Source organism: Streptomyces sp. NPDC050738, from assembly GCF_040654175.1.
Taxonomy (GTDB): domain Bacteria; phylum Actinomycetota; class Actinomycetes; order Streptomycetales; family Streptomycetaceae; genus Streptomyces.
In genome coordinates this window covers 594478-618836 of the sequence record NZ_JBFAHN010000003.1, presented here as the reverse complement: position 1 = coordinate 618836, position 24359 = coordinate 594478, and the positions used below count along the sequence as shown (strand labels likewise).

Here is a 24359-nt window from a genome sequence, read left to right as displayed (position 1 = left end):
CGGGGGACCCACACAAGTCGACGAGAAGGGCATGAATCGTGGCGGCATTGGCAAGGTGGTGCTACCGGCACCGGCTGGTGGTCCTGTTGCTGTGGGTGGGGGCGCTGGTCGGCCTGGGAGCGGGCGGCGCGGCCGTCGGCACCAATTACTCGAACGTCTTCAGCCTGCCGGACACCGACTCCACGCGGGCGTACTCCCTGATGAACAAGGCCTTCCCGGAGGCGTCGGGCGACACGGACACCGTCGTGTGGCGTACGTCGTCGGGGAAGGTGTCCGACGCGGCCGTACGGAGCAGGATCGATCCCGCGCTCAAGGCCATCGCGGCCATGCCGGGCGTGGGCGAGGTGAGCGCGGCGCGGCCGAGCGCGGACGGCCGTACCGCGTACGCGCAGGTCACCTTCGCCGAGCGGGCCGACTCCGTACCCAAGGAACTCGTCCAGGACGTCGTCGACCGGGCGCACGACGCGGCCGGCGACGGACTGAAGGTGGAGCTGGGCGGCCAGGCGATCACCCGCATCCAGCAGTCGCCGCAAGGCCTGTCCGAGGGCGTCGGGATCCTGGCGGCGGCGGTCGTCCTCTTCCTGGCCTTCGGCGCGTTCTTCTCGATGCTGCTGCCGATCACCATCGCGATCTTCGGCGTGGGCATGGGCGCGATGGGGACGACGCTCCTCAGCCACGTCACCGACATCCCCGAATTCGCCCCGCTGCTCGGCTCGTTGATCGGGCTGGGGGTGGGCATCGACTACGCGCTGTTCATCGTCACCCGTCACCGCAAGGGCATCCTGCGCGGTCTCGACCCCGAGGAGTCGGCGGTCACCGCGCAGAACACCTCGGGCCGCGCGGTGCTGTTCGCGGGCGGCACGGTGTGCATCGCGCTGGCCGGGATGCTGGTGATGCGCCTGGCCTTCCTCAACGGGGTCGTCATCGCGACGTCCCTCACGGTCGTCCTCTCCGTCCTCGCCGCGACGACCCTGCTCCCCGCCCTGTTCGGCCTGCTCGGCCCGCGCGTCCTGAGCCGCAGGCAGCGCAGGAAGCTGGCGGCGGAGGGCCCGCTGACGGGTGATGCGCAGGGTGCGGCGGCGCGCTGGTCGGCTTACGTACAGAAGCGCCCGCGCTGGGTGTCCCTCGTGGCCCTGGTGGTGATGGGCGTCCTCGCGATCCCGGTCTTCTCCCTGCGCCTGGGCGCGTCCGACCAGGGCAACCAGCCCAAGTCGACGACGACCCGCCAGGCGTACGACATGCTCGCCGAAGGCTTCGGCCCCGGCTTCAACGGCCCGCTCCAGGTGGTCACCCAGCGTTCCGACACCGGCGACCTGGTCCAGCGGATCAAGGCGACGGAGGGCGTGGCCCAGGTGGTGGCGGCCCCGCCGTCGCACGGCATCTCGGTGATCCAGGTGGTCCCGACGACGTCGCCGCAGTCGGAGGAGACGGCCGAACTCATCGACCGCCTCAGGGACGAGGTCATTCCGGCGTCGCACATCCCCGCGAATGTCGGCGGGGTGACGGCGACCTTCAAGGACTTCGCGGCGGTGACGGGCTCCCGCCTGCCCTACTTCGTGGCCACGATCATCGGCCTGGGCTTCCTGCTCCTCCTCGTCGCCTTCCGCTCCCTGGTGGTCCCGCTGATGGCGGCGATCATGAACCTGGTCGCGGCGGCGGCATCCTTCGGAGTGCTGGTGGCGATCTTCCAATGGGGCTGGGGAGCAAGCCTTCTCGACGCGAAGGCGGGCCCGATCACGGCCTTCCTCCCCGTCATCATGCTCTCCCTCCTCTTCGGCCTCTCGATGGACTACCAGGTCTTCCTGGTCAGCCGGATGCACGAGGAGTGGGTGCACACCCGCGACAACGCCCGAGCGGTCCGCATCGGCCTCGCCGAGACGAGCCGGGTCATCAACTGCGCGGCCCTGATCATGATCTGTGTCTTCAGCGCGTTCGTCCTGAGCGGCGACGTGGAGGGCGCGATGGCGGGAATCGGCCTGGCGGCGGCGGTGGCCCTGGACGCCTTCATCCTCCGTACGGCACTGGTGCCCGCGGCGATGCACCTGCTGGGCCGCGCCAACTGGTGGCTCCCGGCAGGCCTGGAGAAGCGCCTGCCGCACCTTGCGGTGGAGCCGCACGAGGACCGTCCGGCGACCGAACCGACAGAGGAGACCCCTGTGCAGGTCATACACGGTTTCGTACGCACCCCCGAGGGCGAACCGGTCGCCGATGCGGTGCTCACCCTGCTCTCGGTGGGCGGCCGCCAACTGGACCGGGTCACCTCGCTCGCGGACGGCTCGTACATCCTGGCCGTCCCCTCACCCGGCCCCTATCTGCTGGCCGCGACGACGGGCCTGTACGAACCGCTGGCCCGCCATGTCCACGTAGGGGAACAGCCGTTGGTCCACGACATGGTGCTCAGCGGCGCAGCTGTGCAGTGATCGTGCGGTCGGTGATCCGGTCGTCGCCGGCCAGCAGGAACGCCTTCGAGAGGATCACCGACAGCAGTCCGCCGTCCTCCTCGAAGGGCAGGAACAGCCTGTCCCCGGCGGCGGGCCCGCGATGGGTCACGATGCACAGATACGCGTCGTCCGGCTCCATCAGGATGTTCCCGGATCCGAGATGGATCCGGTAGGTACGCAGCTCACCCCGTACGCGCAGAAAGCGGTCGGTCAGCTCGACGCGGTCGGCTATGCGCGTGCGGGGGAGCAGCCGTGCCAGGGTCTCCTTGCGGATCCGCGCCGACTCCGTCAGCTCACCGAAGGACCAGCTCTCCCAGTACCGGCCGTACCCCCGCCCCGTGCCCCGGTCCTGCCACTCGGGGTCGGCGCCGATGGACGTGACCCCAACGAAGAGATCCACATCCCGCATCGCCTCGGAGAGCAGCAGCGGGGGTACGCCGGTCAGCTCGGCGGGTTCCCAGGGACCACGGGGGCCGTGGCGGCGTTCGAAGCGGACCTGGTCCGTGGCGCAGAGAGTGGCGAGCCCGTCCTCTCGTCCGCCGGCCAGTTCGATGAAGAAGCTCGCCCGCCAGAACTCGCTCTCCTTGGACGGCAGATGACCCGGTTCGGGGAGCTCGCGGACCATCTCCGCGCTTCCGCCGTCGCTGTAGTACCCGAGGTGGCCTCCGCTCCAGCCCCGCTCGGCCATCAGCGCCCTTGCCTGGCCGTAGCGCAGGATGTGGCCTGCGAAGCGGTTGGAGTACTCCAGGGTCCCGACTTCGGCGGGGGTGAGCGGATAGATCTCGCGGAAAGCCTGCTTGAAGGGCTGGCGCAGCTCGCGCCGGGTGATCTCCTCGCGCCAGGCGCGTACGTCCTCGGCGTCGGCGCGCATCGGATGCCAGAGGCGCAGCCGGTCTCCATCGGTCACGGGGACGGATGCGCCGTCCGTCGCGACCAGCCCCCAGCCGCCGTCCGCACGTTCGGGGAGCCCGGCGCTCCAGGTGCCGCCGTCCGTGCGCCGTACCTCCCAGATCAGTCCGCGGGCCAGGGTGCCGGTAACGGGATGATCCATGGAGTACGACTGCCAGTCGTGGGCGCTCCAGCGGGTGTCCGCGGTCAGTTGCTCCTCCAGCCGGGTGCGCTCGCCGGTGAGCAGCGCCCGCACCTGCTTCAGCTCGCGCTTCAGCGCGGTGAGTTGAGGCCCGTGCTCCTCTTTCACCGCCTTGGGGGCGGACTTCAGCACTCGTCCTTCGGGCCCGTGGAAGCCGAGCGTCGCCATCCCCGGTGCGTGCACCGACAGCACACCCGTGTAGGCACCGAACGGCACCTCCCGTACGCCGCGCGCATCGATGTCGCAGTCCGGCACAGCGCGCTCGCGCAGCATGCCCGGGGTGACTCCGCTCCGCTCGGCCACGGACTCCAACGACGCGCTGATCCCCTTCAGTACGGTCCGATTGCGCAGCTTGTCCCTCAGCGTGCCGAGCCGCTGCGCGGCCTGCTCGCCCTGCACCCCGTCGAAGGTGCCGAGGACCGCAACGGCGGTGGTCGCGATCTTCCCGCTGCGACTCTGCCCGCCCTGACCACCGAGCCCCGTACCGGCGTTGAGAGCCACGTCACCGAGGAGAGGCACGACCCAGTCGCCCTTCAGGTCCGCGGCTGCCCACAACAGTCCGCGCACCAACTGGGCGTTGGCGTCACTGGTGATGCTCCACCAGCTCGTCCCCCAGAAGCCGGACAGTCCGCTGACGGAATGCTCTTCCTGTGCCGCCACCCCTTCCAGCAGGGTGCGCAGGGCTTCCGTCCCGCGTGCGGCGCCGGCGAGCAGCGGACGTGCCTTCTTCCGCCACCGCTGCGTGGCCCTCACCTTGTCCTGTGTCGCGCAGTGCACGAGGAAGTCGGCGATCCCCTCGGAGGCGAGCAGGTCACGGTGGGCGGACCGCATGGCGGGCCCGTACGCGTCGAGTTCGTCGAGGATCGTGAGCGGCAGGCCCGTACCGTCGGCCGTGGCGTGGGCGGTGGTGCGTGCGGCGGTGAGCAGGGCGTCCAGGCGGCTCCGTACCACCGACAGCCGCGACTCGGGCCCCCAGGCTTTCAGCGACGCCTCCCGCAACATCCGCAGCAGTCCGGCGTCCCCCGGCACCCCGGACTGCTCGACGGCGGCCAGCGGCAGCTCCACCTGGGCGAGGAAATGCCGGAACAGGAACGGAAGCGAGCTGGAGTCGTCGTAATCCGCGGCCCGGCGCAGCAACTCGGCGGCTTCGGGCGGAGTCCAGTCGAGTCGTTGCCGCGCGAGCCACGCCAGCGCGCCGGAGGTGACGCCGTCCCCCTCGTGAGCCCGCAGATTCCGGTGCAGCCACAGCCCCGCCCGCCGTCGCCCTCCGGCGTCCAGCGATTCGATGAGCGTGTGCAGCGGTCTCTCGGTCCCGCGCACACGCCCCTTCGCCCACGCCGCGTCCAGTGCCGCATCCAGGTCCCCACCCACAGTCGTCATAACGGAAATGTACGAGGCGTCACTGACAACGGCCCTGGCAGACCGCGTTGTCAGTGGTGCGCCCTACTCTCCGTGACATGGGAATGGTGACGTTCGTCGACGAGACGACATCAGGGGACGCATCGAGTGCCTGGGCACTGGAGATAGCGGAGGAGCGCCTGACGCTGCGCGAGGTGATCAGGCGCCGGATCTTCCAGGAGGTCGCCGAGCACAACGCGCGCTCGCAGGGGGTGTTCCAGGGGCTGGTCCGGCCGGCGGGGGATTCCCGACGGGTGGACGCGGAGCGGCAGTTCGCGCAGGCCGTGACGGCTTTCGGCCGGAACGGATTCCTGGTGCTGGTGGGGGAGCGGCAGGTGGAGGACCTGGACGCCGAGATCGATCTGCCGTACGGCACCGAGGTCACGTTCCTCAAGCTCGTACCTCTGGTGGGTGGCTGATGAACACGTACTACCAGTACCCGGACCGGGTCCAGCGCGTCGCCGCATTGGCGGCCGAGCTGAACATGGGCCTGCTCGCCGAGGAGTTGCTGGAGACGGCGATCGGCAACGGCAACTCCTGGGTGGGAGACGGTGTTGCGGTCCTCGACTGCGTGCGCGCGCTTCCCCTGGAGGCGCGGACGCGACTGGCCGAAGCGCTGCTGAAGCTGAGCGATCCGTACCACCGGGATTCCCCCACCCGGATCCACGCGCTGACCCTGGTGGGCGTCGCCGCCACGACGCTGCCCGGCGATCCACTCTCCGAGGAGCGGCTTCGGCGGCTGGAGGGGTACGGACAGACGCACCACACCTGGTCGGCGACCGAGCTGGAGACCCTGGTCGAGGCCGAACTGGCGGTGGGGCGGAAGGTGTCGGGGGCGGTCATCGCCATGATGCGTCGCTCCGTGCTGGTCTCTTTCATGCCTCTGCCCCGCATCGCCGTGCTGCTCGATGAGTTGCCGGATTCTCCCGTGATCAATCCCGGCGAGGCGTGGTCCGATCGGGCGCTTGCGGAGGTGGCCGCCCTCGGGGAGAGTTGGCGCGCCGTCCTGCGGCATGCGGGTACCGCCAAGTCGGCCAGGCCCAGCGCCGCATGGGAGCGGACCGCCCGTGACCTGATCGCATCCGACGCGGTGGACGCCGAGGAACTGCGCACGGCTCTCGTGGGATGGCTCGGTCTGGTGGGCCGGCCCCGCACCCTGCCGCTCGGCGAGAGCGTCCGTGTGATGGCGCCCAACGAGATGTACGACCCGTGCAATACCGACGCCATGCGCGGGCTGGTCTGGATGCTGGCCATGCTGCCGCCGCATCCGGATGCGGCCAGGGTGCTGGGGCTGCTCGTCGACACCTCCCTCCGCAAGGTCCCGGGCATCGGGCCGCGCAATCCGAAGGTGGCCAACGCGGGAGTGGGCGCGCTGTCCCGTATGGACGGAGAAGCGGCGCTCGCCGAACTGGCGCGGCTCGCCTCCCGGGTGACGTTCAAGGGCACGCTCAAGCACATCGGCGCGGCGCTCGACGCGCGGGCCGCAGCGCTCGGGTTGAGCAGGGAAGAGGTCGAGGAGCTGGCCGTTCCCGCGTACGGGCTCACGGAGGTCGGCGCGGTCGTGCATCAGCTGGGGGAGTGCACCGCCACCTTGCGGGTGATCGGGACGAAGGCCGGGGTGACCTGGCGCAATGGGGCCGGCAAGCAGGTGAAGGCCGCACCCGGCGCTGTGCGCGCCGGGCATCCCGAGGAGCTGAAGGAGCTCAAGGCGGCGGTCAAGGACATCGAGAAGATGCTCTCCGCGCAGAGCGAGCGGCTGGACCGGCAGTTCCTGGCCCGCCGCAGCTGGGCGTACGAAGCCTGGCGCGAGCGTTATCTGGACCATCCGCTCGTCGGTACGCTCGCCCGGCGGCTGCTGTGGAGCGTCGACGGGACCGCGGCCGGGTTCGCCGAAGGCGAGCTGCGGACGGTGGACGACGTACCGGTGACCGCGGGCGGCACGGTCGAGTTGTGGCACCCCATCGGGCATGAGCCCGCCGAGATCGTCGCCTGGCGGGAGTGGCTGGAGAGGCACCGGATCACCCAGCCGTTCAAGCAGGCCCACCGGGAGGTCTATCTCCTCACCGATGCCGAGCGCACCACACAGAGCTACTCCAACCGCTTCGCCGCGCACGTCCTGCGCCAGCACCAGGTCAACTCACTTGCCGCAGTGCGTGGTTGGCGCAACACGCTGCGACTCTGCGTGGACGACTCGTTCCCGCCCGCCACGCGTGCCCTGGAGGCCTGGGGTCTGCGTGCTGAATTCTGGATCGAGGGGATCGAGGAGGAGGGCGGCCATCCGGCGCTCACCGAATCCGGCAGCTATCTCTGGCTCTCGACCGACCAGGTCCGCTTCTATCCGGCCGACGCGCCTGCCAACTCGGCCCACGCGGGCAGCGGAGAGTACCGGCGGGGCTGGAACCAGACTCCGGTCGACGCGACGCCGCTCGACGAGATCCCGCCGCTGGTGCTCAGCGAGATCCTGCGCGACGTCGACCTGTTCGTGGGGGTGGCGAGCGTCGGCGCCGACCCCACCTGGCAGGACGGCGGCCCCGGTGGCCGATTCCGCACGTACTGGCAGGACTACGGCTTCGGCGAGCTGGGCCAGAGCGCCGAGACCCGGCGCGAACTGCTCGCCCGGCTGATACCCCGGCTGGCGATCGCCGACCGCTGCACGCTGGAGGGCCGGTTCCTGCTGGTCGAGGGCGATCTGCACACGTACAAGATCCATCTGGGCTCGGGGAACATCCTGATGACCCCGTACGACCAGTACCTGTGCATCGTCCCGAAGGCGGGCCCCGGCGTCGACCCCGGTCATCTCCCCTTCGAGGGCGACCGCACTCTCGCTGTCATCCTCAGCAAGGCGATGATGCTCGCCAGGGACAGGGAGATCACGGACCCGACCATCCTCAGTCAGCTCTAGGGAGGCTGGAGAGACTTGGGAGAGTCACCGCTTGCGGGCGCTGACCGTCTGGGCCATCCCCGGCAGGAAGTCCGTGAAGAGCTCGTGCACTTCGAGAACGAGCGGACGCAGCACCCGGAAGCGGGCGAGTGCCACTCCGCGGGTGGTGAGGCGGGCGCCGCGTTCGGCGAGGCGGTGGCTGCGTTCGCGGCCCTCGGAGCGGTCGAAGACCCAGTAGAGAACGAGGCCCATCTGGGAGAGCCACATCAACTCGGGGAGTATGTCGACCAGTTCGGGGGCGACCTTCGACTTCGAGCCCGACAGGACCTCGCGGTGGACGTCGATCGCCGCCTCGCGGGCGTGTTCCGACTCCGGGGAGAAGGGGCTGAGCGGGCTCTCGGGGTCGGCGGCGTTCTTGAAGAACTGCGCGGCGAACTCGTGGTACGGCGCGGCGATCTCCAGCCAGGCGTTCAGTACGCCGGCCAGCCGCGCCTGGAGGTCGGTCTCCTTGTCCAGTACGGGGCGGACCGCCGCCTGGTGCTCGGCGGCGATCCGGTCGTAGAACCCCTGGACCAGGTGTTCCTTGGAGGAGAAGTAGTAGTACGCGTTGCCGGTGGAGACTCCGGCCTCCTGGGCGATGGCCCGCATGGTCGTCTTGTCGTAACCGCGCTCCTGGAAGAGCCGGAGCGCGGTCTCGAGGATGAGCGTGCGGGTCTGCTCGCTCTTGGGGGCCTTTGCGTCTGTCACGGGAACCGAGCCTAACCGGGGATCTCGCAGCGTTCGCCGCAGGGTTGCGCTGTGACGTCGCGGAACTTGGCTGCGGAGAGCATCGCCGCCCGTACGAAGGGGGCTCCGGCCGGGGTGGACAGCCAGTGCGACTTGGCCCGGTGGTCGGCGAGCGCCCACAGGCAGACGATCCAGGCGGCGGGACCGCGGTAGATCTGGCCCTTGTCCCCGATCACCGTGATCTCGTCGAGGGTGGCGCGGTGGTCGAGCCCCGGGAAGCGGCTGCGCGCCGCTTCCGATCCGGCGGGGACCAGTTCGAGCGGCACCAGCTGGTGCTGCTTGATCAGCCACTGCCGCAGATGTACGCACAGGGGGCACTGGGAGTCGTACAGCACCGTGAGGCCCTTGACCGGGATGCCCATGGCCGCGGATCACATCCCGGCGGTCGGTGCGACCCAGCCCTGCGGGCCGACCGGCGGGGTCTGCTCGCGCTCCATCATTCCGCGGCGGCGGAACTTGTTGAGTGCGTAGACATTGCCGAGGTGCATCACGCCGAGGACGAGGAGGACGACGCCGAGCTTCTTGGAGAGGGCCTCGAAGACGCCGCGGGCGTCGGTGATGGTGGTGTCGTCCTGGAGGTAGAGGGCGACGAAGCCCAGATTGACCAGGTAGAAGCCGACCACCAGGAGGTGGTTGACGGCGTCGGCGAGCTTTTCGTTTCCGTGCAGTACGTCGGCGAGGAAGACCCGGCCGTTGCGGCTGAGCGTGCGGGCGACCCAGACCGTGAGCGCGACGCTGATGACGAGATAGACGACGTATGAAACCACTGTGAGGTCCATGCCCCAAGCCCCCTGAACGTGTTCAAAACTCTGTCGTCAGTGACTGTAGACCTTCTTTTGAACATGTTCAAGCGGCTCGGTCCGGGCGACCTGACGGACCCCGGGCACGACCGCCGTGCCCAGGCACGCGACCGCGACCGTCAGTCCGGCGACGGCGAGCGGCACTTCGGGGCCCCAGGCGTCGGCGGCCAGTGGTGCGAGTGCGTAGCCGAGCGGCATCGCGGCGAGCGAGAGCAGCCAGTCGTAGGACGTGACGCGGGCCAGGGTGTGGGGCGGGATCTCCGACTGGACGGCGGTCTCCCAGACGGGGCTGAGGAAGCCGAGTCCGGCCTGGGCGATTCCGTACGCGGCGATGATCAGCGGTACGGGGGCGTACACGGCCAGCAGTCCGAGCGGGGCGGCGTACAGCGCGAGGCCCGCATTGGCGACCAGGATGGGGCGCCGGGGCTTGGCGCGGCCGGCCAGGAGCGAGCCGAGGAGCAGGCCGACGGCGCCGGTCTGCAGCATCCATACCCACACCCACTTGCCGCCGAGCTCATGCAGGGCGAGGCCCGGGCCCAGGGTCATCAGGACGGCGGCGGCGCCGTTCCAGCAGGAGTGGCCGATGAGACTGGTCCAGTACCAGTCGCGGGAACGGACCTCGTGCCAGCCCTCCTTGAGGTCGGCGAGGACGGAGCGCCGCTCGATCGGCACGCGCTTGACGCGGATGGCGGCCAGCAGGGCGGCGCTCACCGCGAAACTGATCCCGTCCAGTACGAAGGCCCAGCCCGGGCCCGCGGTGGCGATGAGCAGCCCGGCGAGCGCGGGTCCGCCGAGGCGGGTCGCGCTGGAGACGACGCCCATGAGGGCGTTGGCGCGGAGCAGGCCCTCGCCTTCGACGGTGCCGCGGACCAGGGGCGAGACGGTCGGCATGGCGAAGGCGCCGGCCGCACCGCCGATGGCCTCGGCGGTGGCGAGCAGGGCCAAGTGGGGTTCGCCGCTGAGAAGTTGAGCTCCCACGAAGAGCTGGGTCGCACACCGTACGAGGTCGGTGGTGAGTGCGACGGTGCGTGCGTTGAAGCGGTCGCCGACGACCCCGCCGAGGGGCAGGAGTAGCAGCTTGGGGATCATCGCGCACGCCAGCACGAGGGCGAGAGCCCCGGAGGAGCGGGTGGCCATCGCGATCGCGAGACCGAGCGCGACGGGGATGACGGCGTCCCCGGCCATGGAGAGGGTCCGGCCGATGAAGAGCAGCCGGAAGGAGCGCATGCGCAAGGGGTGCGGCGAAGACGGAGGCATGGCCGTTAAAGTATTTCGTCACCGAACTATTCGTCAACGAAATATCTCCTCCCGAATGAATCCCGCCTACCATCGGGGCATGGACACGGAGAAGGACGCGGAGAAGGACGCGGAGCCCCAGGGTCGGGACTGGACCGACGAACACGTGGCGCGCTGGCTGCCCGTCCTCCCCGACCTCGACCCCGAGATCGAGGGCGCGGTCACCCGGATGAAGAAGCTCTCGGTCCATCTGCGCCGCGTCCGCGAGCAGTCCCTGCTCGACCTCGCCCTGGACCGCCCGGAGTTCGACACGCTCCACAAGCTGGCAGGCCGCGGCGGCAAGGCGGCCCCCTCCGACCTGGCCGCCGACCTCGATCTCGCCCCGGCCTCGGTCACCGGCCGCCTGGACTCCCTGGAGCGCCGCGGCTTCGTCCGCCGTACGCCCTCGACGAAGGACCGCCGCAGGGTCGACGTGGAACTGACCGACTCCGGCCGCGAGACCTGGCTCGGCGCGATGGACGTGGTGGGCCACGAGGAGTACCGCCTCCTCGGCACCCTCTCCGCCACCGAACGCACGCAGCTCAATGGCATGCTCCGGCGCATCATGCTGACCGCGGAGGCGGACGGCGGCACGTCCTGGCATTAGTCGTGGCGTCAGAGAGGGGGCGTGCCACCTCCCTTGACCTCAAGTGCCATTGAGGTAAGAGGCTGCTCCCATGAGCCACGCGAAGATCGAAGCCATCAGGGAAGTCGTCGCCACCGTCCAGCACACGCAGCGCAACGAACTGGTCGACGAGTTCATCGCGCTCTTCCGCCCCGACGCGATCTGGACGACCGCGAGCGGCAAGGTCCTGATCGGGCGCGAGGAGATCGCCGCCTTCACGCGGAAGGTGCTGCCGGGTGCGATGCGCGAGTTGAGCGTCTCGTACGAGGTCGTGCACGTGCTCTTCCTCCGCCCCGACGTCGCCGCCGTCAAGGTGCGCCAGCGCTATCTGACCCTCGACGGCGAACCGGTCGAGGGCGAGAACGCGGGCGAGGGCAGCCCGCTCTACGTCATGACCGAGGAAGCCGGGCGGTGGATGCTGGCCGCCAACCAGAACACAGGGGTGGCGGCCGGCGCGTGACGCCCCTCGCTCAGCTCGCTCAGCGGCGGATCCTCGGTACGCCCGTCACCGCCATCACCAGCGAGTAGAGCGAGGTGTTGGCGGTGATGAACAGCCGGTTGTTCTTCGGGCCGCCGAAGGCGATGTTGGAGACCGTCTCCGGCATCACGATCCGCCCGAGGAGCGTCCCGTCCGGGTCGTAGCAGTGCACGCCGTCGCCGAGGGCGGCCACCCAGAGCCGGCCGCCGTCGTCGAACCGGATGTTGTCGAAGCGCCCCTTCTCCGGACGGCATTCGGTGAAGACCTTGCCGTCGGAGAGCGTCGTGCCGTCCTCGCGGACGTCGAAGACGCGGATGTGGCCGGCGCGGGTGTCCGAGACGTACAACCGGCTCTCGTCGGCGGAGAAGACGAGTCCGTTGGGACCGCCGAATCCGTCCGCGACGATACGGACCTCACCGGTCGCCGGGTCGACGCGGTACACATTGCAGCCGCCGATCTCCGGCTCCGCGCGGTGACCCTCGTAGTCGCTGGTGATCCCGAAGTCCGGGTCGGAGAACCAGATCGAGCCGTCCGACCGCACGGTCGAGTCGTTCGGGCTGTTGAGCCGCTTGCCCTCGAAACGGTCGGCGAGGACGGTGACGGACCCGTCGTGCTCGGTGCGCGTGACGCGCCGATTTCCCTGCTCGCAGCTGATCAACCGCCCTTGCAGATCAAGGGTGTTGCCGTTGCTGTGCCCGGCCGGCGAACGGAAGAGGGAGACCGCGCCGGTCTGCTCGTCCCAGCGGAGCATCCGGTCGTTGGGGATGTCGCTCCAGATCAGCTGGCGCCAGGCGGGAAGGTAGACCGGCCCCTCGGCCCAGCGGCATCCCTCGTAGAGCTTCTCCAGCTGCTGGTCGCCGTTGGTGCACTTTCCGGTACGGAACCGGTCGTCCAGGATCTCGTATATCGCGGGACGGGGAGGCAGCGGCAGGGACATGGCGATCTCCTTCACTCAGCTGACGAACGAACTGAACTCTGTTCGCTGAAACATGAATATCGCAGAATCAGATATGGTTGCAACCATGGATGACATTGACCGTGAGCTCGTAGCGCACCTCCAGCAGGACGCCACCCAGGCGTACGCCGCCCTCGGCAAGGCGGTCGGCCTCTCGGCGGGCGCCGCGCACGAGCGCGTACGGAAACTGCGCGAACGCGGCGTCATCCGCCGCACCACGGTGGAGGTGGACCCGACCGCGCTGGGGCGAGGCGTGCTGGCGTTCGTGATGGTCGAGTCGTCGTCCTGGATGGGGGATTCGGCGGCCGAGTTCGCCGCGATCCAGGAGATCGTGGAGGCGCATGTGATCGCGGGCAGTGCGTCGGTGCTGGTGAAGGTGCGCACGGCGACGACGGAGCAACTGCAGGACGTGCTGCGGAGGTTGTACGCGATCGAGGGCGTCAGCGGCACACAGGCGACGGTCTCGCTGGAGACGTTCTTCGAGCGACCGGTCGCTCCGCTCAGTGACTCAGACCGCCCTGACGCCTGACGTTGTTCCAGGACGGAGGCAGCTGGTTCCGCGTGCTGAACTCGTGCTCCGATGCGGCGATGAGCCCCTCCATGCCGTCGATCTGGGAGCGCAGCGCGTAGAGGTAGTCGGCGAGTGCGGACCCGGTGGGCAGGGTGCCGGACGATGCGTAGTCGTCCAGGATCGCGTCGATCCTGCGCATGTGCCCCAGCGAGTTCTCGTACGCCATGTGGACGTGCTGGAACGGGCCGGGGAGGCTGCGCATCTGGGTGCCGTACATGCTCTCCGCCCGCGAGGAGAGGGCCACGCGGCTGGAGGACAGCGGGTTCCCCGAACGCGCCAGGTCGATGTAGTAGTTGAGGTCTCTCAGCTCGGAGAGCGCGAAGGTCTTGAACGACCTGCCGGAATCGGCCGCGGACCGCATGGTGGTCAGATTCAGATTCTGCTGGTCGAGGGACCGCCCGTCGCGGGTGCTGCTGCTGGTCAGCTTGAACACCAGGGCCGCTGCGGCAATGGAGGCGATCGCCCCGATGCCGGCCGCGATGGCTTCGGGCGAGGTCAGAGTCGACAACTCGGCGCCCCCCTAAACCCGTTCCATGACCATGTCAGTCTAGGTCGCCTTCGTGCGCGCGTCAGGGCCCCGACACCGGACCGCTACCGGGGCACCGGGATCCGCACGATCGACCTCCCCGAGAGCTGACGCTCGGCGTTCGATCCCTGCGAGTCCGTGCTCCTCCGGAGGTCTCGGACCATACTGACGGATGTGGGTGGGGCGTCTGGGGAGGGCGGGCTTCGTGCGGCGGCTGGTGACGGTGAGCTTTGTACCCGGGGCGCTCTTCGTTGCATGGGTGTGGGCGCTCGCGAGGGCCGGAAGCTTCGGCGGGCGGAGCGACTGGGGTGCGGTTGTGCCGCGAAGTGCGGGTGCAGCGGCTGGAGTTGTCGTGGGGGTCGGCGCCTGCGCGGCTCTGCTCGGACTGCTGTTGCATCCGTTTCAGGTGAGGGCCGTACGGGTGCTGGAGGGGTACTGGGACAGGTGGCCGGTCACGGCGGGACTGGCGGGTGTACTGGAGGAGATCCAGCGCCGTAAGCAGCACGGTCTGCGCATGAAGGCCGAGGCCGCCGGACCGGGTGCGGTTCCTCGCCGCGTGAGTGCGGATGCGATGCGGCGGATGGCGGGGGCGCCGCCCGAGCATGTGCTCTTGCCGACCGCGCTCGGCAATGCGCTGCGCGCCGGTGAACTCAGCGCCGGTGAGCGTTACGGCCTCACAACTCTCTCTTCTTGGCCGCGTGTTCACATGCAGACCTCGCACCGGCTCGACGCGTCGTTGCGGTCCACCCGCGATGCCCTGGATGCGGGAGTGAACCTCTGCTGGAGCTTCCTGGCGGCGGCCCTCGTGTCGGTGGTCGCCCTGGCGGACGAGGCGAAGTCGCTGTGGCTGCCTGCCGTGGCATTCGTCCTGTCCGCGCTCGCGTACAAGGGTGCGGTGATCGCGGGGCAGGCGTACTCGGGCCTGATGCACGTGGTGTACGACCTGCACCGCTTCGATCTGCTGGAGGCGCTGCACCTTCCGCTGCCGGCCAGGGAGGACGAACACGAGACGTTCCAGCAGGTGTCGGGGCTGTTCGCCGGGTACCGCTTGCCGGATCTGCCGTACGCGCACGGGCTGCGGTCAGGCCCGGACCACAGCGACGGCTCCGCAGACCCCCAGCACGTGGATGGTGAACCCGCCTGATCCGGCGGGGTGTTCACCTGTCTGCGGGCCCGGCCCTGTGACCCGCGTGAGCAGGGCTCCGGTGGTGTGGATCCGCACGGGGCTGCTCTGCGGTACGGCAATGCGTACGTGCCCTGCCACTGCCGTGACGTGTACGGCCACCGAGGAGTCGGAGTCTGCCGCCGTCAGGTCCGTGCGCAACTCGCCGAGGACAGCCCGCACGGAGAGCAGGGGCCCGGACCCCGGGGGAACCACGACGCGGCCCGTGGCGAGAAACCGGCTCCAGCGGTCGGTGCGGCCGAAGGGCCTGAGCGTGAACAGCAATGATGCGCCGCTCAGGGCGAGAACCCCGGGCGCGATCAGATTGATCATGGTGTCGCGGTCGATGCCGCCGGACACGGCCAGCCCGGTCAGGCCAACTGCGGCCAGCAGCAAGGGTGCTATGAGGGAGCCGGGGGGCACGGCCGACCTCAGGAGATTGAGCAGGGAGAGGGCGAGCAGCGCCCAGGGCCACCAGCGCGCGGCGAGATCCAGAACGGTCCGGGCCCGGTGGACGGTGTCCCCGACGACGTAACAGCCCATCGCGAGGGCGATCGCGCCGGCCCATATCCGGGGACGCGATGCGCGGCCAGAGCCCTCGCCGTCCACCATCGCCCGCCGTCTCCCGGTCCTGCGCGCCGCGGATGCGGGCGCGGCGCCATGCTAACCGGGGGCGGGAAAGAGTGGATCAGCGGGAGGGCAACTTGGCGAGTGTCAAAGGTAGTTGCGCAATTTCTCCATCCATTCATTCAGCTTGACGGGCTCGAAGGCGAAGAGAACCAGGAGGCATGCTGGCACGCGGGCGTTAGTGCAGGTGGGGCTGAAGTGAGCGGTTCCGGTGGTGAGGTATTCGTCCAGCGGTTCACGATTGCCGGCCTCGGCGGCCTCGTACCTGCGCTGGAGTTCCTGTTCGGTGTAAGCGCGGATCCATCCCTTGGGCGCGCGCGGGAGTTCGTGGTTGCACAGCTCGCAGTACAGGTTGGGAGGGCGTGCGCCTGGAAGTACGACATCGTGCAGCATGATCTCTCCGATCGCGGTTCATGACGGCTGGCGCCACATGCGCACCATCCAGCGAGCATCCAAAAGAGTCCCCAAGGCCACGATCCCGGTCGCGATCCAGCGCGCCGCGAGTTGTTTGCCGCAGTCCGGTGGAGCCAGTGCGACGGCAACTCCCAGCCCCAGGAGCACTGTTCCCGCGTTGTAGCACCTGACCGCGTTGGTGTTTCCCGCAACCCACAGCACCTGGGCGGCATGGAATTCCTCGTCGGCTTTGGAATCCCTCTCCTGTGGGTTGTCGCGCCAGTAGGAGCCGGACAAGTGGTCGTACATGGCCTGACGGGTGAACAGCCACTGGCGGGCGTCGTAGCTCAACTGCATGCTGGCGATCAGCACCATGGATGTGATGACCAGCAGGAGCAGGGCCGGCCCCGGCAGGAGAAATTGCTTGTCGGCACCGGCGACGACTCCTGCCAGCGAGAGTGCGGCGGCCGTCAGCAGGGGTGCTGCGACGAAGTGCGCCGAGTGCATGGCTTCGGCGTATCCGATACGCGGCGGTGGATCCGGTCGTGCCTTCGCCATGACCACCCCCGAGAGTGACCGTGCCCCGTCAGGTCCGTCCTCATGGAGTGTGCCCCCGGAATGTTCCGCTCGGTAGCCGCAGAAACAGGCCACAAGCGCTGAGGGCCCCGCCTCCGCTCATCAGCGGAAACAGGGCCCTCACCTGCAACGTACGCGTCATCCACCACCGCCGGATGGAGTCCGGCGCAGCACCCCGAAGCCTGGGAGGCCCCCAGGGGCCGAGCAGTGCGAGGGGTGCGTCAAAAAGCTAGAAGCGACGCGTGATCAGTGCGCGCTTCACTTCCTGGATCGCCTTCGTGACCTCGATGCCTCGCGGGCACGCGTCCGTGCAGTTGAACGTCGTGCGGCAGCGCCACACGCCGTCCTTGTCGTTGAGGATTTCGAGGCGCTGCTCGCCACCCTCGTCACGGCTGTCGAAGATGAAGCGGTGCGCGTTGACGATCGCCGCCGGGCCGAAGTACTGGCCGTCGTTCCAGAACACCGGGCACGAGGACGTGCACGCGGCGCACAGGATGCACTTGGTGGTGTCGTCGAACCGCTCGCGGTCCTCCGCCGACTGCAGACGCTCGCGCGTCGGCTCGTTGCCCTTGGTGATGAGGAAGGGCATGACATCGCGGTACGCCTGGAAGAACGGGTCCATGTCGACCACGAGGTCCTTGAGGACCGTGAGGCCCTTGATGGCCTCGATCGTGATCGGCTTGTCCGGGTTCAGGTCCTTGATCAGCGTCTTGCACGCGAGGCGGTTCTTGCCGTTGATCCGCATCGCGTCCGAGCCGCAGACGCCGTGGGCGCACGAGCGGCGGAAGGTGAGCGTGCCGTCGATCTCCCACTTGATCTTGTGGAGAGCGTCGAGCACACGCTCCTTCGGGTCGATGAGGACCTCGAAGTCCTGCCACTCGGACTGGTCCGAGATCTCCGGGTTGAACCGGCGGATCCGGAAGGTGGCCGTGATGTACGGGGTGTCGGCGAAGCCGGGCTCGGCGTGGCCGGCCGCTTCGGCCTTGTCCATGATCGGGGTAGCCATCAGTACTTACGCTCCATCGGCTGGTAGCGGGTCTGGACGACCGGCTTGTAGTCGAGACGGATCGACTCCGTGCCGTCGTCGGCGACCTCGCGATACGCCATGGTGTGGCGCATGAAGTTGACGTCGTCGCGGTTCGGGTAGTCCTCGCGGTAGTGACCGCCGCGGGACTCCTTGCGCGCCAGGGCGGAGGTCGCCATGACCTCGGCGAGGTCGAGCAGATTGCCCAGCTCGATCGCCTCGAGGAGGTCGGTGTTGAAGCGCCGGCCCTTGTCCTGGATCGAGACGTCGAGGTAGCGCTCGCGCAGTTCGGCGATCTTCTCGACGGCCGTCTTGATGGTCTGTTCCGTACGGAAGACCATCACGTTGGCGTCCATGCACTCCTGGAGCTCCAGGCGCAGGGTCGCGACCCGCTCCGTGCCCGTGGAGTTGCGCAGGCGCTCGACCTGGGCCTCGACCAGCGCGGCCGGGTTCTCGGGGAGTTCGAGGTACTCCGTCTTCGCGGAGTACTCGGCCGCCGCGATGCCCGAGCGCTTGCCGAACACGTTGATGTCCAGCAGCGAGTTGGTGCCCAGACGGTTGGCGCCGTGGACCGAGACGCAGGCCACCTCGCCCGCCGCGTACAGGCCCGGGACGACCGTGGTGTTGTCCGAGAGGACCTCACCCTGGACGTTCGTCGGGATGCCGCCCATGGCGTAGTGCGCGGTCGGCTGGATCGGGATCGGGTCCGTGTAGGGCTCGATACCGAGGTACGTACGCGCGAACTCCGTGATGTCCGGGAGCTTCGCGTCGAGCTGCTCCGGCGGGAGGTGCGTGAGGTCGAGGTAGACGTGGTCGCCCTCGGGACCGCAGCCGCGGCCCTCACGGATCTCCGTGTAGATGGAGCGGGACACGACGTCACGGGACGCGAGGTCCTTCATGACCGGCGCGTACTTCTCCATGAAGCGCTCGCCGTCCTTGTTGCGGAGGATGCCGCCCTCACCGCGGGCGCCCTCCGTCAGCAGGATGCCCATGCGCCAGATGCCCGTCGGGTGGAACTGGAAGAACTCCATGTCCTCAAGGGGCAGTCCGCGGCGGTAGCAGGCCGCCTGGCCGTCGCCCGTGAGGGTGTGGGCGTTCGACGTCACCTTGAAGAACTTGCCGGTGCCGCCGGACGCGTAGATCACGGACTTCGACTGGAAGATGTGGATCTCGCCGGTCGCCAGTTCGTAGGCGACTACGCCTGCGGACTTCTTGACGCCGTCCTCCTCGACCAGGAGCTGGTCGAGGACGTAGAACTCGTTGAAGAACTCCACACCCTCCTTGACGCAGTTCTGGTAGAGGGTCTGGAGGATCATGTGGCCGGTGCGGTCCGCGGCGTAGCACGCACGGCGGACCGGGGCCTCGCCGTGGTTACGGCTGTGACCGCCGAAGCGGCGCTGGTCGATCTCGCCGGCGGGCGTGCGGTTGAACGGCAGGCCCATCTTCTCGAGGTCGAGGACCGCGTCGATGGCCTCCTTCGCCAGGATCTCGGCGGCGTCCTGGTCGACCAGGTAGTCGCCGCCCTTGATCGTGTCGAAGGTGTGCCACTCCCAGTTGTCCTCCTCGACGTTGGCGAGGGCGGCAGCCATGCCGCCCTGCGCCGCGCCGGTGTGGGAGCGGGTCGGGTAGAGCTTCGTCAGCACGGCGGTGCGGCTGCGCTTGGTCGACTCGATTGCCGCGCGCATGCCGGCGCCGCCGGCGCCGACGATGACGGTGTCGTACTTGTGGATCTTCATAAGTCTCTTTGCCCCGGGCTCTAGCGGATGTTCGGGTCGAAGGTGAAGATCACCAGCGTGCCGAGAAGGATGGTGAACACCGTGGCGGTGTACAGCAGGCCCTTGAGCCACAGGCGCGTGTTGGCGCGCTCCGCGTAGTCGTTGATGACCGTACGGAGGCCGTTGGCGCCGTGGAGCATGGCGAGCCACAGCATCAGCAGGTCCCAGACCTGCCAGAACGGCGAGGCCCAGCGGCCGGCCACGAAGGCGAAGCCGATCTTGGAGACGCCGCCGTCGAGGACCAGCTGGATCAGCAGGTGGCCCAGGACGAGGACGACCAGGACGACGCCCGAGAGGCGCATGAAGAGCCATGCGTACATCTCGAAGTTGCCACGGGTGGACTTCGGGGTCTTCTTGGTGCGCGCGCGGGGGGCCTCGATCAGCGGCGCCGGGTTGTCGGCGTCGTAGAGAGATCCACCCTCGACCGGGCCGATCGCCGCGGAAGTGTCAGTCGACATCTCGTACCTCAGCTCCCGAACAGTTCGCGTACGGCGTGACCGAGCACGGGGTAGAGCGCCCCGACCATCAGCACGAGCCAGATGCCCACGACGGACCAGAGCATCTGCTTCTGGTAGCGCGGGCCCTTGGACCAGAAGTCCACGGCGATGATGCGCAGGCCGTTGAGGGCGTGGAAAAGAATTGCGGCGACGAGGCCGTACTCAAGGAGCGCCACGATGGGCGTCTTGTACGTGGCCACGACCTTGTCGTAGTCCTCGGGGGAGACACGCACGAGAGCGGTGTCCAGGACGTGTACGAACAGGAAGAAGAAGATGAGGACGCCGGTGACTCGATGAGCCACCCATGACCACATTCCTTCCCGGCCGCGGTACAGCGTTCCAGCCGGCACGGAAGAACCCTCCGGGAGCGGGGATTGGAGCCTGCCGGCGGGTTGTCGGTCTGGCCCGGCCGGGTACGGTCCACCGGCCCCGGCCATCGTAGCGACGCTTTGTCGGTTCCTTCGCCCGGGGTCCTCCGGTGTGATCAAACAGGCACGGATGGGCTATCCGTATGGCCTTCGCTGTGCCCTTCGCTATGCCCCTCGGCGTCGCTATGACCCGCATCCGCGACGAGATGGGCGATTCGGCCGCGGGCGAGGCGGCGCAGCTCGTCGGCGGCGACCGCGCGCTCCTCGTCGGGCTCGTGCGCGAGGCGGGAGCGGATCCCCGCGAGGAAGTGGTCGAGGTGCTCGGCGGGTCGGACGTGGTCGAGGCAGATCACGAAGGCGTGGCCGAACCGGCTCTCGTACGCGGCATGTGCGGCCCCCAGCGCCAGGTGGGCGGCGGCGGGCGCGTCGTGGTGGAGGCCGGGGGACGACTCGTCGGCCAGGGCCTCGGAGAGGTCGGCGGGGGAGAGGTCGTAACTCGCCTCGTCGGCTGCTGCGAGCAAGGCGTCCAGATCGGGGTAGGGGCGGTGTGCGGCGACACGCCGGGCCCACAGCCGGCTGCCGCAACAGGCGAACAGGGCTGCTTCGGCGGAGCCTTCGGGCGCGGCGTTGAAGCGGTCGAGACCCGGTGAGGGGTGACGCTGCGTCGGGACGGCTGCGTGCGTGTGGTGAAGTGTCGACGGCCGCATCGTGGGGCCGGCGGGGGACTCGCTGGACAGCGTGGACTCCTCGGACACGACAGGATGGCGGCAAAGTGAGCGCAGAGTGGGAAGTGGCGGGTGTTCCGCAACGCTATCGATGTGGGGCGGGAAGCGTCCGACGGATGCGCGAAATTTCACCCGGAAGGGAGAGTTTCGGCGCGCGTGATGGACGTTTTCTCTGGTCTTTCGTCCTACCTTCACCGTGAATGGGAGGTTTCTTACCGATGAGGCACGTTCACGGTGCTCTGACCGCGGCGGCAGTCCTGGTGGCCGGTGCGGCGGTGACGGCCGCCGTCCTGGTGTGGCCCGAGGACGACACCTGGGGCGGGCACGGCCCGGCCGGCCGCGACGACCGGGCGCCGGCCTCCGCGACGTACTCGCCCTCGCCGTCCCCCTCTCCCACCCGGTCCTATCCGCTCTCCCGGGCGCCGCGCACGATTCCTTCCGTACGCGAACACGACGCGGCCCGCGGTCCCGGCTGGCAGCCGGGGGCGGGGAGCCGGGTGCTCGTCGCGAGCGGCAGCAAGGGGCTCGCGGACGAAGGGCAGCTCCTCGCGGGCGAGTTGAAGCTTCCCTACGCCTACGGGGCGCAGGCCGGGCCCGGCGATGTGGAGCTGGCCCTCGCGCCGGCGAAGGGGGCGGCCCCCGAGTCGTACACCCTCAGCGCACAGAACCAGCAGGTGAAGATCACCGGGCCCGACGAGGCCGGGGTCTTCTACGGCACGCGCACGCTGAAACAGTCGCTGCGCGCGGACCACACGGTGCCGGAAGGTGTCGTGCGCGACCGTCCCGACCGGCCGCAGCGCGGGCTCAATCTCGACATCGCGCGCAAGAACTTCAGCGCGGGGTGGATCGAGGACCGGCTGCGTGACATGGCCGACCTCAAGCTCAACCAGCTGGGGCTGCACTTCTCCGACGACCAGGGTTTCCGCATCGCCTCGGACTCCCATCCCGAGGTCGTCTCGCGACAGCATCTGACCAAGGCGCAGGTGCGGGCGATCGTCGCGCTGGCCGAGCGGCTGCACATCCAGGTGGTTCCGGAGATCGACTCGCCCGGGCATCTGGGCGCGGTGCTGCGTACGCATCCGGAGCTCGAACTGCGCAATGTGCGCGGGGTCGCCGCGCGCGGTGCGGTGGACATCTCGAAGCCGCGGGCGGCGCAGATCGTGGACGATCTGCTGAAGGAGTACGCGGGGCTCTTCCCCGGTACGTACTGGCATCTGGGCGGCGACGAGTACCAGGCGCTGATGGCCGACGATCCGCAGGCCTCGTACCCGCAGCTGGCCGCGCTCGCGCATGAGAAGTACGGGGCCAAGGGCACGGTCCAGGACCTGGCGACGGACTGGCTCAACGCGCGGGGCGCGGTGCTCCGTCCGTACGGCAAGACGCTCAAGGCCTGGAACGACGGCTACTTCAGGGGCGGGAGCGTGGCCCCCGACCCGCGGCGCGAGGTCGAGTACTGGACGGGCAAGGAGTACGGGGCGCGGCCGCCGGGCGAGTATCTGCGGGAGGGGCGCCGGGTGGTGAACCTCAACGACGAGTACCTGTACTACGTGCTCGGGCAGCCGAACGACTTCCGCTATCCGACCGGGCAGCGCATCTACGAGCAGTGGACCCCGCGCGTGCTGCGCGGCACGACCGCCGTTCCGGCGCGCTACTCGGACCAGATCCTGGGCGGGCGGTTCGCGGTCTGGTGCGACCTCGCGGACGCGCAGACCCAGGACCAGGTGGCCGCGGGGATCCGGATGCCGCTGCGGGCGACCGCCCAGAAGCTGTGGGATCCGCGCAGACCGGCTCTGAACTGGGCGCAGTTCGGGGCGCTGGCGAAGCGACTGGGGTGAGTCGGGTATCTTCCGCTGGCGGTCGCCGAGCGGAGGCCGCGAATCCGTGGGGGGTTCCTGGTCATGATGTGCACGCGGTGCGGGGTGTGGGCGGCTGCCGGCGGCAAGGACGTGTGCGAGCTGTGCGCCGCGCAGGCGGACGGTCCGGTCGTACGGATCGCTCCGCCCGCCACTGCCACACCTGCGACGGAGCTGCGGTCGCCGGTCGGGCTGTCGTACGCCGTGCTGGCGCTCCTGGCGGTGTGGACCGTGGGGGACCTTTCGGCGCTCGCGGCGGACCGCTGGGGATCGGTGGGCCTCTATGACGGCGTGGTCCGCCTCCAGGGGCCGGTCTTCTTCGCCTGCGCGATCACCTTCATGGTGTGGTTCAACCGGGTCAGGGTGAACGCCGAGGTCTTCTCGCCCCGCGGACACAGCAAGACCCGGACCTGGGCGTACTGGGGCTGGATCGTCCCGGTCGTCAACCTCTGGTATCCGCGGCGCATCGCGATCGACACCTGGGTGGCGAGCTCCGGGCCGCAGTCGGCCTCGTATCGGCTCATCAATGTGTGGTGGGTCTGCTGGCTGCTCTCCAACCTGGGCCTGTACTCCGACATCGGCGGGGAGGCGGTCGCGACGACGGCCGTGGAGGGGCTGATCGATGTTGCTGCCGCGGTGACTGCGGCGCTGTTCGTACGGCAACTGACGCGCAAGCAGGACGAGTTGGCGCGGACGGGGCCGGTCGCCGCGGCGGCCTGAGTGGCAACTGCTTGGCCTGGGGGCCGGGCGCGGCATACGCTGCGCGACCGGTCGTGGTTCGGCGGCCGGATTTCACGTACCCGTGGGGGGTCCTCTTCGCATGTCGCACATACCTGTTCCATCGGCGCCGCCGAACCTGTACGCCGGTCCTCAGCTGCGGTCGCCCAGGGGGCTGTCCGTCGCCGTCACCGTGTTGCTGGCGGTGTGTCTCGCGGCCGATCTCCTCTCGATCGGCACCGAATTCCATATCCACGACATGTTGGGCGGCTCCATCAGCGGGGACGAAGCCGACCGCGCCGACATGCTGCTCGGGGCCGTGGGGCTGGTGCAGGTGTTGGCACTGGCCGCGACGGCCGTCGTCTTCATCATCTGGTTCCACCGGGTGCGGGTGAACGCGGGGATCTTCGCCCAGGACAGCCAGAGCAAGGGCGCGGGCTGGGCGATCGGCGGCTGGTTCATCCCCTTCGGGGCTCTCTGGATCCCGCGCCAGATCGCCTCCGACGTGTGGAACGCCAGCACTCAGGCCGCGCCCGACGGTTCCTGGCGCAAGGTCTCGCAGGTCCCGGTGACGGCATGGTGGTCGGCCTGGGTGCTGTCGATGGCGCTCTCCTGGGTGGGGCAGGGGGCCGGAAGGTCCGAGGTGGGGAGCGTCTCCCGGTCCACTGTGGAGCTGCTGATGGCCGCCGATGCGGCGGACATCGCGGCGGCCGTCCTCGCCGTCCTTTTCGTACGGAAGCTGACGCGGATGCAGCACATCAAGGCCACCGAGGGTCCGTACGCGACCGTTTGACGCCTCAACAGGGGTGCCCCCAA

At 69.1% G+C, this 24359-nt stretch carries 25 protein-coding genes; 10 read left to right on the top strand and 15 right to left on the bottom strand.

The genetic code is table 11. The features are described 5' to 3' along the window. Positions 1-38: 38 nt before the first annotated feature. A complete protein-coding gene (locus AB0H78_RS11045; RefSeq protein ID WP_363233971.1) occupies positions 39-2420 on the top strand; it encodes an MMPL family transporter in 2382 nt (793 codons plus the stop codon). Here AB0H78_RS11045 and AB0H78_RS11040 read toward each other — a convergent pair. Then, positions 2398-4911, bottom strand: a complete 2514-nt coding sequence (locus tag AB0H78_RS11040) for a DUF4132 domain-containing protein (RefSeq protein ID WP_363233970.1) — start codon at positions 4909-4911, stop codon at positions 2398-2400. The genes AB0H78_RS11045 and AB0H78_RS11040 overlap by 23 nt on opposite strands. A 77-nt stretch (positions 4912-4988) precedes the next feature. Here AB0H78_RS11040 and AB0H78_RS11035 point away from each other — a divergent pair, with 77 nt between their 5' ends. Continuing rightward, the gene (locus AB0H78_RS11035; RefSeq protein WP_363233969.1) at positions 4989-5348 is read left to right on the top strand and encodes a hypothetical protein; all 360 of its coding nucleotides are present in this window, start codon (positions 4989-4991) and stop codon (positions 5346-5348) included. After that, positions 5348-7831 carry a DUF4132 domain-containing protein gene (locus AB0H78_RS11030; protein WP_363233968.1) on the top strand — a complete coding sequence of 828 codons (2484 nt, stop codon included), beginning with the start codon at positions 5348-5350 and terminating at the stop codon, positions 7829-7831. The genes AB0H78_RS11035 and AB0H78_RS11030 overlap by 1 nt, the downstream gene beginning before the upstream one ends. A gap of 24 nt (positions 7832-7855) precedes the next feature. Here AB0H78_RS11030 and AB0H78_RS11025 read toward each other — a convergent pair whose 3' ends face one another. Genes AB0H78_RS11025 through AB0H78_RS11010 form a run of 4 tightly spaced genes read right to left on the bottom strand, consistent with a single transcriptional unit; the run spans position 7856 to position 10653 of the window. Continuing rightward, the gene (locus AB0H78_RS11025) at positions 7856-8557 is read right to left on the bottom strand and encodes a TetR family transcriptional regulator (RefSeq protein WP_363233967.1); all 702 of its coding nucleotides are present in this window, start codon (positions 8555-8557) and stop codon (positions 7856-7858) included. A gap of 11 nt (positions 8558-8568) precedes the next feature. Next, positions 8569-8958, bottom strand: coding sequence for a DCC1-like thiol-disulfide oxidoreductase family protein (locus AB0H78_RS11020; RefSeq protein WP_363233966.1), 390 nt, complete (start codon positions 8956-8958; stop codon positions 8569-8571). A 9-nt stretch (positions 8959-8967) separates the two neighbouring features. Continuing rightward, on the bottom strand, positions 8968-9375 hold the full coding sequence (locus AB0H78_RS11015; protein ID WP_363233965.1) for a hypothetical protein: 408 nt from the start codon (positions 9373-9375) through the stop codon (positions 8968-8970). Between the two features lie 36 nt (positions 9376-9411). Next, positions 9412-10653, bottom strand: coding sequence for an MFS transporter (locus AB0H78_RS11010; RefSeq protein ID WP_363233964.1), 1242 nt, complete (start codon positions 10651-10653; stop codon positions 9412-9414). Between the two features lie 79 nt (positions 10654-10732). Between AB0H78_RS11010 and AB0H78_RS11005 the strand changes: the two genes are divergently transcribed. Then, positions 10733-11278 carry a MarR family transcriptional regulator gene (locus AB0H78_RS11005; protein ID WP_363233963.1) on the top strand — a complete coding sequence of 182 codons (546 nt, stop codon included), beginning with the start codon at positions 10733-10735 and terminating at the stop codon, positions 11276-11278. Positions 11279-11348: 70 nt separating this feature from the next. Next, entirely contained in the window at positions 11349-11756 is a 408-nt protein-coding gene (locus AB0H78_RS11000) for an SgcJ/EcaC family oxidoreductase (RefSeq protein ID WP_363233962.1), read from the top strand. Between the two features lie 19 nt (positions 11757-11775). On the opposite strand, the gene AB0H78_RS10995 is transcribed toward AB0H78_RS11000, so the two are convergent. Then, the gene (locus AB0H78_RS10995; RefSeq protein ID WP_363233961.1) at positions 11776-12711 is read right to left on the bottom strand and encodes an SMP-30/gluconolactonase/LRE family protein; all 936 of its coding nucleotides are present in this window, start codon (positions 12709-12711) and stop codon (positions 11776-11778) included. Between the two features lie 85 nt (positions 12712-12796). On the opposite strand from AB0H78_RS10995, the gene AB0H78_RS10990 reads away from it, so the two are divergent. Next, the gene (locus tag AB0H78_RS10990) at positions 12797-13258 is read left to right on the top strand and encodes an Lrp/AsnC family transcriptional regulator (protein ID WP_363233960.1); all 462 of its coding nucleotides are present in this window, start codon (positions 12797-12799) and stop codon (positions 13256-13258) included. Here AB0H78_RS10990 and AB0H78_RS10985 read toward each other — a convergent pair. Continuing rightward, a complete protein-coding gene (locus AB0H78_RS10985; protein ID WP_363233959.1) occupies positions 13230-13808 on the bottom strand; it encodes a hypothetical protein in 579 nt (192 codons plus the stop codon). The genes AB0H78_RS10990 and AB0H78_RS10985 overlap by 29 nt on opposite strands. Before the next feature lie 370 nt (positions 13809-14178). On the opposite strand from AB0H78_RS10985, the gene AB0H78_RS10980 reads away from it, so the two are divergent. Next, entirely contained in the window at positions 14179-14970 is a 792-nt protein-coding gene (locus AB0H78_RS10980) for a hypothetical protein (RefSeq protein ID WP_363233958.1), read from the top strand. Here the strand turns inward: AB0H78_RS10980 and AB0H78_RS10975 are convergent. The 8 genes from AB0H78_RS10975 to AB0H78_RS10940 all read right to left on the bottom strand — a co-directional run bounded on the left by AB0H78_RS10975 (position 14908) and on the right by AB0H78_RS10940 (position 20955). Continuing rightward, positions 14908-15600: a hypothetical protein gene (locus AB0H78_RS10975; protein ID WP_363233957.1), complete on the bottom strand. Its 693-nt coding sequence runs from the start codon at positions 15598-15600 to the stop codon at positions 14908-14910. The genes AB0H78_RS10980 and AB0H78_RS10975 overlap by 63 nt on opposite strands. A gap of 102 nt (positions 15601-15702) precedes the next feature. Then, positions 15703-16008, bottom strand: a complete 306-nt coding sequence (locus AB0H78_RS10970) for a hypothetical protein (protein WP_363233956.1) — start codon at positions 16006-16008, stop codon at positions 15703-15705. Between the two features lie 18 nt (positions 16009-16026). Further along, positions 16027-16566, bottom strand: coding sequence for a hypothetical protein (locus AB0H78_RS10965; RefSeq protein WP_363233955.1), 540 nt, complete (start codon positions 16564-16566; stop codon positions 16027-16029). Between the two features lie 247 nt (positions 16567-16813). Continuing rightward, positions 16814-17590, bottom strand: a complete 777-nt coding sequence (locus tag AB0H78_RS10960; RefSeq protein ID WP_363233954.1) for a succinate dehydrogenase iron-sulfur subunit — start codon at positions 17588-17590, stop codon at positions 16814-16816. Then, positions 17590-19344 carry a succinate dehydrogenase flavoprotein subunit gene (sdhA, locus tag AB0H78_RS10955; RefSeq protein WP_363233953.1) on the bottom strand — a complete coding sequence of 585 codons (1755 nt, stop codon included), beginning with the start codon at positions 19342-19344 and terminating at the stop codon, positions 17590-17592. Before sdhA ends, AB0H78_RS10960 begins: the two co-directional genes overlap by 1 nt. A gap of 20 nt (positions 19345-19364) precedes the next feature. Then, positions 19365-19841 carry a succinate dehydrogenase hydrophobic membrane anchor subunit gene (locus AB0H78_RS10950; protein WP_363233951.1) on the bottom strand — a complete coding sequence of 159 codons (477 nt, stop codon included), beginning with the start codon at positions 19839-19841 and terminating at the stop codon, positions 19365-19367. A gap of 8 nt (positions 19842-19849) precedes the next feature. After that, complete coding sequence (gene sdhC / locus AB0H78_RS10945; RefSeq protein WP_363233950.1) at positions 19850-20230, bottom strand: succinate dehydrogenase, cytochrome b556 subunit; 381 nt, start codon at positions 20228-20230, stop codon at positions 19850-19852. A 134-nt stretch (positions 20231-20364) separates the two neighbouring features. Further along, on the bottom strand, positions 20365-20955 hold the full coding sequence (locus AB0H78_RS10940) for a 2-oxo-4-hydroxy-4-carboxy-5-ureidoimidazoline decarboxylase (RefSeq protein ID WP_363234118.1): 591 nt from the start codon (positions 20953-20955) through the stop codon (positions 20365-20367). Positions 20956-21191: 236 nt separating this feature from the next. On the opposite strand from AB0H78_RS10940, the gene AB0H78_RS10935 reads away from it, so the two are divergent. From AB0H78_RS10935 to AB0H78_RS10925, 3 genes are all read left to right on the top strand, one after another. Then, the gene (locus tag AB0H78_RS10935; RefSeq protein WP_363233949.1) at positions 21192-22808 is read left to right on the top strand and encodes a family 20 glycosylhydrolase; all 1617 of its coding nucleotides are present in this window, start codon (positions 21192-21194) and stop codon (positions 22806-22808) included. Between the two features lie 63 nt (positions 22809-22871). Continuing rightward, complete coding sequence (locus AB0H78_RS10930; RefSeq protein ID WP_363233948.1) at positions 22872-23546, top strand: DUF4328 domain-containing protein; 675 nt, start codon at positions 22872-22874, stop codon at positions 23544-23546. Between the two features lie 100 nt (positions 23547-23646). Further along, positions 23647-24336, top strand: coding sequence for a DUF4328 domain-containing protein (locus tag AB0H78_RS10925; protein ID WP_363233947.1), 690 nt, complete (start codon positions 23647-23649; stop codon positions 24334-24336). Positions 24337-24359: the final 23 nt, after the last annotated feature.